4 protein-coding genes and 2 pseudogenes are annotated in these 6,051 nt (G+C 56.0%); 1 reads left to right on the forward strand and 5 read right to left on the reverse strand.

The window, feature by feature from the left end; all coding sequences use genetic code 11:
• Positions 1-193 precede the first annotated feature (193 nt).
• Positions 194-1,528, reverse strand: coding sequence for a helix-turn-helix domain-containing protein (locus J8I34_RS32960; RefSeq protein WP_245176320.1), 1,335 nt, complete (start codon positions 1,526-1,528; stop codon positions 194-196).
• A gap of 301 nt (positions 1,529-1,829) precedes the next feature.
• On the opposite strand from J8I34_RS32960, the gene J8I34_RS32965 reads away from it, so the two are divergent.
• Positions 1,830-2,739, forward strand: a protein-coding gene (locus tag J8I34_RS32965) for an IS5 family transposase (protein WP_245176321.1) whose coding sequence is annotated in 2 segments (ribosomal slippage) — positions 1,830-1,910 and positions 1,912-2,739 — 909 coding nt in all. Because the reading frame shifts where the segments join, the coding sequence is not laid out codon by codon here.
• A gap of 931 nt (positions 2,740-3,670) precedes the next feature.
• Here the strand turns inward: J8I34_RS32965 and J8I34_RS32970 are convergent.
• From J8I34_RS32970 to J8I34_RS32985, 4 genes and pseudogenes are all read right to left on the reverse strand, one after another.
• Positions 3,671-4,078: pseudogene (locus J8I34_RS32970) on the reverse strand (transposase); the annotation flags it as partial.
• A 406-nt stretch (positions 4,079-4,484) separates the two neighbouring features.
• Positions 4,485-4,949, reverse strand: coding sequence for a hypothetical protein (locus J8I34_RS32975; RefSeq protein ID WP_051320753.1), 465 nt, complete (start codon positions 4,947-4,949; stop codon positions 4,485-4,487).
• The gene (locus tag J8I34_RS32980) at positions 4,946-5,347 is read right to left on the reverse strand and encodes an HrpB1 family type III secretion system apparatus protein (protein WP_209778223.1); all 402 of its coding nucleotides are present in this window, start codon (positions 5,345-5,347) and stop codon (positions 4,946-4,948) included. Before J8I34_RS32980 ends, J8I34_RS32975 begins: the two co-directional genes overlap by 4 nt.
• A 220-nt stretch (positions 5,348-5,567) precedes the next feature.
• Positions 5,568-5,885: pseudogene (locus tag J8I34_RS32985) on the reverse strand (IS5/IS1182 family transposase); the annotation flags it as partial.
• Positions 5,886-6,051 lie beyond the last annotated feature (166 nt).

Genomic DNA, 6,051 nt, shown 5'->3' on the forward strand with positions numbered 1-6,051 from the left:
GAAGGCCATGTCCCTCACGCCGATTTGCTCCGCCTTCCAAATCTCGATGCGCATGCGCTCTTCGGGTTGCTGTTGCCGGTACTTCTTCTTCGTCATCCACCACACCATTACCAAATGGCAAGGTGTTGCACTTCAGATTTTAGAACGCCCCGCATAACCCGAGGCCTCTGGAAGGCGAAAAACCGAGGGAACCTTACTCCGTCCGGATACGCTCCATCCGCAGTTGCCGGATTAGCTCGGTAGGCGAAAGGCCGAGCGCTTGCTTGAACGCGCTTTGTAACGCGCGCTCGGTCACATCGACCTCCGCAGCCAACTCGCGCACCGACAGATCGCGTTTGTCGAGATTTTGCAGTAAATATCGATACGCACGGCGGTAACGGGCTGGCAAGCGTACCGCTACATCATCTAGTTGTGGCGCTTGCTCCGCCCGCTTACAGGCGTATGACACAAGTGCCTTCGAATCGTCGCGTAGGGAACGAGCGAAGACTAACGCATAACGGCTGAAATAGAGCATGGCTTCGCGGCTACGCCCTAGCTCTTGATGAGTCTTCGCGAACGCGTATAGGTATTCAATCTGCCGATGGCAAGTCGATGCCAAAAGGCCCATCCGATGCAAGGGTTCTAGCAGAATCTCGGCCAATTGTGGCTTTTTGGCAGTGATCGCGGCCAGCACAGCTTCGATGCGTGTGCTTTGCAGATAAGCGCCGAAACCGCTCCGCTGGGCCCAGTTCAGATGAGCCGTGATGCCGCCGATGGCTGCAGCCTCACCACGTGCCAGCGCGCGCAAATGCCACAAATACTTGACCCGATGACGCAATAGCGTTCCGGAGACGTTCAGCGCCTCTGCTTCGTGGCGATCGGCCTCGTCGCTTGCCGATGGCATCGAATCGATTCCGTCAGTTGCAACTCCACTGTACATTGCATGATCGCCGAGACCCGACCGCCAATACGCATGATCGCATAGGATCGTCGCGTTACGAAGCTCGCGCTGGACGGCAATATCATAGCGCAATGTCACGACAATTTCGTGCCAATGGCAAAGCGATGGGTCCGAAATCGCGATCGCCAGCTCATCAAGCGCGTCGCTCGAGTATCGCGATTGGCCGAGTTGGTGCAACGCGCCCACAATGCCGAGCTGCGTCTCCACTCGCTGCGCCGGCTCAACTTGCGGATCATCGACAAGCCGCGCGAAGCATGTCAGCGCCATCGCGAGTCGATGGCGAAACAGTGCCTGCCAGGCGGCGTTACGGCACGACGCCGTGCGGAGCGCATGGCGCCCTGAACGCATTGCCTTTTGTGCACTGCGATAGTGTTCTTCTGCCTCGTCGCAGACGCCGATTGTCATCTGAATATCGGCATACAGTCGACGCAGTCCGATCAACTCGACGGTTTTCGAGATGTCCAGCCAACTGCTTGCTTGTGCTGCGGCAGCATTGAGATTACCGTCGCAGATCTTATTGAGGAAGCTCTCTGGTACGTTTGGAACTGATAGCGATGCCGCCAGTGGAAAGTAGAATGTTAGAAACATTTCGGCAAACTCCCTCAAGACGCAATACGCGTGTTGCAAACAGCAGATTTTTGAGAATATCGGAAAATTGGCGGCCAATTCTGATACGCAGCCTCTCGCATTCGCGATTATTCGGAGTGCCTTTAGCAAATCGCCGAACCGAGGAGCGAAGGTATGGTGCGCCACAAGGAAGCGCCCACTTGCCAGGGAATGTGCGCGAAATATCTTGAACAAATTGCGGGCTGCGATAAGCGCTAGGGATGGTGTTCAAAATTGGCAAATGTCCGCATGTTCAGCGGAGCGGTTGGGGGGCAATGAACGCATGAAACAGACCGATCTGAACCTGACGTGCCGGCGTACGCGTAAGCGGGTATTTCTCGACGAGATGGAGCGCGTGGTGCCGTAGAAGTGGATTCGTGGCGCTGATTACGCTGCATGCGCCGACGAAAGCGCCTGATCGCAAGCCATTTCCCATCGAAGCGATGCCACGCATTCACTGTTTGCAGCGGTCGTTCGGCTTGAGCGACGTAGCGATGGAAGGGGCGCTGTACGACGTGCCGCTGTACCGCGAGTTCACGGGGCTGGGCGGCATGAGCCGGTTGCCGGCCCCTGTGAGCATCCCGAGGTTTCGGCACCTGGCGGAACAACACAGATTGGCCGAGCAATTTTTGAAGACGGTGAACGCGCAGGTTAGCGCAAAGGGTTACCTGCTCAAGGAGGGCACGGCAGTTGATGCCACCCTGATTGCCGCGCCGAGTTCGACCAAGAACAAGGACGGCGAGCGCGACCCCGAAATGCACCAGAGCAAGAAGGGAAACACCTGGCACTTTGAAATGAAGGCGCACGTTGGCGTCGATGCCGACTCGGGCTTGGTCCATGCCGTCGTGGGTACGGCGGCCAACGTCAACGATGTCACGCAAGCGCATGCCCTGCTGCATGGCGAGGAGGCCGACGTGTTTGGCGACGCAGGTTACCAAGGCGTCGACAAGGGCGATGAAACCCAAGGGATCGTGGTGGACTGGCATGTCGCGATGCGTCCAGGCAAGCGTCGCTTGCTGAACAAAGCCGGTGCCCTTGGCAAGTTGCAGGATGAACTCGAATGGGTCAAGGCGCGCATTCGCGCCAAGGCAGAACATCCGTTTCGAGTCCTCAACCAGTTTGGCCACATGAAGGTGCGTTATCGCGGGCTGATGAAGAACACGCAGCAACTGCAGTCGCATGCCAGGGGCTAATTGCGCCTGGGTTCGGGTCGAGGGCCCGACACATGGCCGACAACGTTCCAGTTCATGCCGAATTTGGCGTCGAATCCGAGCGAAATAGCTCACTGAATGCAACCGACCACGCTCAGCATCACAGTTCGCCATTGCCAACGTTGTCTTGAACACCATCCCTTGTTCGTAGCGCTCGTTAAAACTTTGGTGCCATGTATTCATCGATCCAGCGCATCTGAGAGGTGAGTTTTCTCGATCTCCAAGGATCGCGTTCATCGCGTAAAGGTAAACTCTTAGCAGCGGCCAGCTAACCTGTTGATAGCGTCGAGCCTTCCGTCGCACACAGAGGGCTTACTGTCGGGTCACGACGTAGATGTCGCCATAGTCAGTGAAGTAGCCGCGCCCGGTAAGGCGGTGCCGAAGCTTTAGCTCGCTGGGTTGATAGCGTCGATTCAACGCTGTACAACCCAAGCAACTCCGTCGGCGCTGCGGTCACACTGGTACAGGACGTCCCCGGTTGTTGTCAGCACGTCTTCCTGCACCTCGCCAGACGGAACCTGCAGCGACTCGGGCAAGTTGGGTAGAAGCGGCGGCAACAGGCACGCATCATCGCGATCAGAGCTGACAACGCGACGCGCCCCAGCGCCCGCGCACGGCAGGAGATCATCTCGCTATCCGGAAGACAGGCGTGGGCCGACTGGATGGCGTACGCCTGACGATTGGTCGCTGCCGTTTGAGCATAACAGACGCATCGCGTGGACTGGCTGAAAGCGGTTGGATGATCGTCGAAACACGGACACCCACGTGAATACCAACCATTTGGGGTTTTGAACATCATCCACCTTAGTCTTCGATCGAGAGAGAGTGCGCTCCAGTTTCATCCCCCCAGCGACATGCGACGAGTTGACCAATCTGCAATTGGCCCAGTAGTTGAAACGTTGATTGGACAGGCCTAGTGTCCTGCGTCAGAAATTCGCAGACAAAGTTGCCTGATGCTGGCGAGGACGTCATCGGCGGACTTTGTCCAAACGAAAGGCGGGGGGGATGGTATTGTTCAGGTCGAGGTATTGCTGGATGGCTTGCTCAAGTTGTCGGGTTGATCGATGCGTGCTTGTTCCGTGATGGCGGCAAACCAGCGTTCCACTTGATTGATCCATGAGGCGGAGGTCGGCGTGAAATGAACATGGAAGCGCGGATGGCGAGCGAACCAAGCCTTGATCGACGGCGTCTTGTGCGTGCCGTAGTTGTCCATGACGAGATGCACATCGAGCTTAGGTGGCACGCTGGCTTCAATCGTGCGTAGAAACTGCAGGAACTCACTGCTGCGATGTCTGCGATGCAATTCACCGATAACTTTTCCAATCACCGAAAAAAGCGAACGCATTTTCTATGGGATGGATACCGGCTGGAACATTGTCGGACGTGAAAGCGGGCAGACTTCCGTACGATCATTCATGGCGAGAGAACTTTATCATTATACGAGGGATAGAGACGGCGGCTGGGGCGAAAGTGACAGGTACTGCTACGCTCGCCCAGGCAACAATGGAAGGCCGAGGGGGCAAAGGGGAAGCATGCTCAGCTTGTTTCTTGCGCCTTTTCTGCTGAAAACAGCGTTGTTCATGCGTACCCCAGTTGCATGAGTACACCATCCCTGAGGAAATTCCTGCGCGATGCAACAACGTGAAAACCAATGTCGTGATTGACACACACAGCCGATACGGCAGCCGGAAAGCGATGGCCCTGATAAAGCGGTTTAGCATTGCTCATCACCCGAGCTTTCGCGACGGCCGGCAATGTGACAGCCCGTTCAAGTCAACACGCGCGGCTCGACTCCCGCTGTCTGGCGTCATGCGATAAACCATAGTGTCTTCCATAGTCCCAACACGCTGCCAGCCGCAACGCTCCACAAATGCCAAGCCCTTGCTGTTCCACGGCTCAAGGTGAATGAATATTTCCCGCCGGAAGCTGAACAACCAAACCAATATGGGATTAAGCAAAGCTGCCCAACGTCCGTGATGCGAGGGGAGAATAGCTATGTGTGCAGACTCTCCATCGTAGATCACGCCTCCAATGTCAAGACCGTTGCACTCGATCCCAATCGAATGGCAATCGGCATACACCGATTTAAACGCCTCCCTGGTGACGATGCGTCGCACTGACTCGTCAAACCGGGCGCTCTCAATATCGTAATAGAGATCGAGATCGACCCGATCCGTCAAGCGTAGCGTCATGAGGTAACACCTGATACAGGGAGCCCCGGTCGTCTGTTGATCAGTAACCCCATCGACGTGCGGATATGGGGGCGAGGATCACTTTCTGCCAACTCAGTAGCGAGACCTTCCCAGAGTGGATCCTCCAGAAAATACAGGCACAGTGTCCGTAGATCAGGGCAATGTTGCTGGTCCAGTCCGTTGAGGTAATGCAAAGCGTTTAACGCTTCCCCACGTTGGATATAAACTAGAACCCGAAACACCAGAATGTCCGGGTGATCAGATGGCAGTTTTGTCAGTTCAATAAGATTTTCGATCTGAGCCTGTGCCTCATCGAGTTCATTGTCACCCAGCGCGTGCAGTATTGCCGAAATTACCTCGGTTCGGTGCTGACGTAGTGCATCTGTGGGTTCGAGCATCGTGACCTCCTGCTTGCTTTATCGGATAACCTTAGTTTCAGGCTTGGCGACGGCCCCCCCAAGCCTCCAGCAAGTTGTTGAAAAGCACCTCGTCATAAGGGACCCAAGCGATGATCAGGAATGTTTCGCGTGTGAATTTCCAACAGAAATCCGGACGCGCCGATCAGTGCAACGCGCCTGCGCGTGGATGCCAGGCCTCCCGACCGCGCGCATCGGCGACTCATTTCACCGCTCCGGTATGGCACCGCATCCATTATTCGCGCCATGTGCGTGAGGTTGCTCGCGACCATTATCAGTTTGAAGTGCACGCTGACCTCTTGATGCCGTGATACACCGTCTCCCGGATCCGACCGACCACCTTGCCCCAGCTGAAATGCGGATGACCTTACTCATCCAGCCGTGCGATATACGCTCATCGATCGCGCTCCGTCCTAGCGGCGTCGTTGTGTGCGACATGCAGGTTATATTACGCGCCGGCAATCATTTACGAAATCATACGTGTCATACGCCTTGTCGGCACGACTGTCTTCGCGTGAGTGCTAAAGGCACCCCGTAGAGCCGATGTGAAAACTGGCTCGCAACCTGCTAGGGAAATGCTGAATAAATCAGTGCGCGAGTCATCGCGGATGGGTGAGTGCGTTGTCATAGTCATGTCCATGGTTCAGTCCGGTGATGAAGCGACAGATTAGTTTTGCGGAAGCAGA

The sequence above is a fragment of the Cupriavidus phytohabitans genome (assembly GCF_017815025.1).
Classification (GTDB): domain Bacteria; phylum Pseudomonadota; class Gammaproteobacteria; order Burkholderiales; family Burkholderiaceae; genus Cupriavidus.

Coding starts and splice junctions, on each gene's coding strand:
- J8I34_RS32975 (WP_051320753.1), bottom strand. CDS start 4,949: ATGACGCTACGCTTGACGGATCGGGTCGATCTCGATCTCTATTACGAT.
- J8I34_RS32980 (WP_209778223.1), bottom strand. CDS start 5,347: ATGCTCGAACCCACAGATGCACTACGTCAGCACCGAACCGAGGTAATT.
- J8I34_RS32960 (WP_245176320.1), bottom strand. CDS start 1,528: ATGTTTCTAACATTCTACTTTCCACTGGCGGCATCGCTATCAGTTCCA.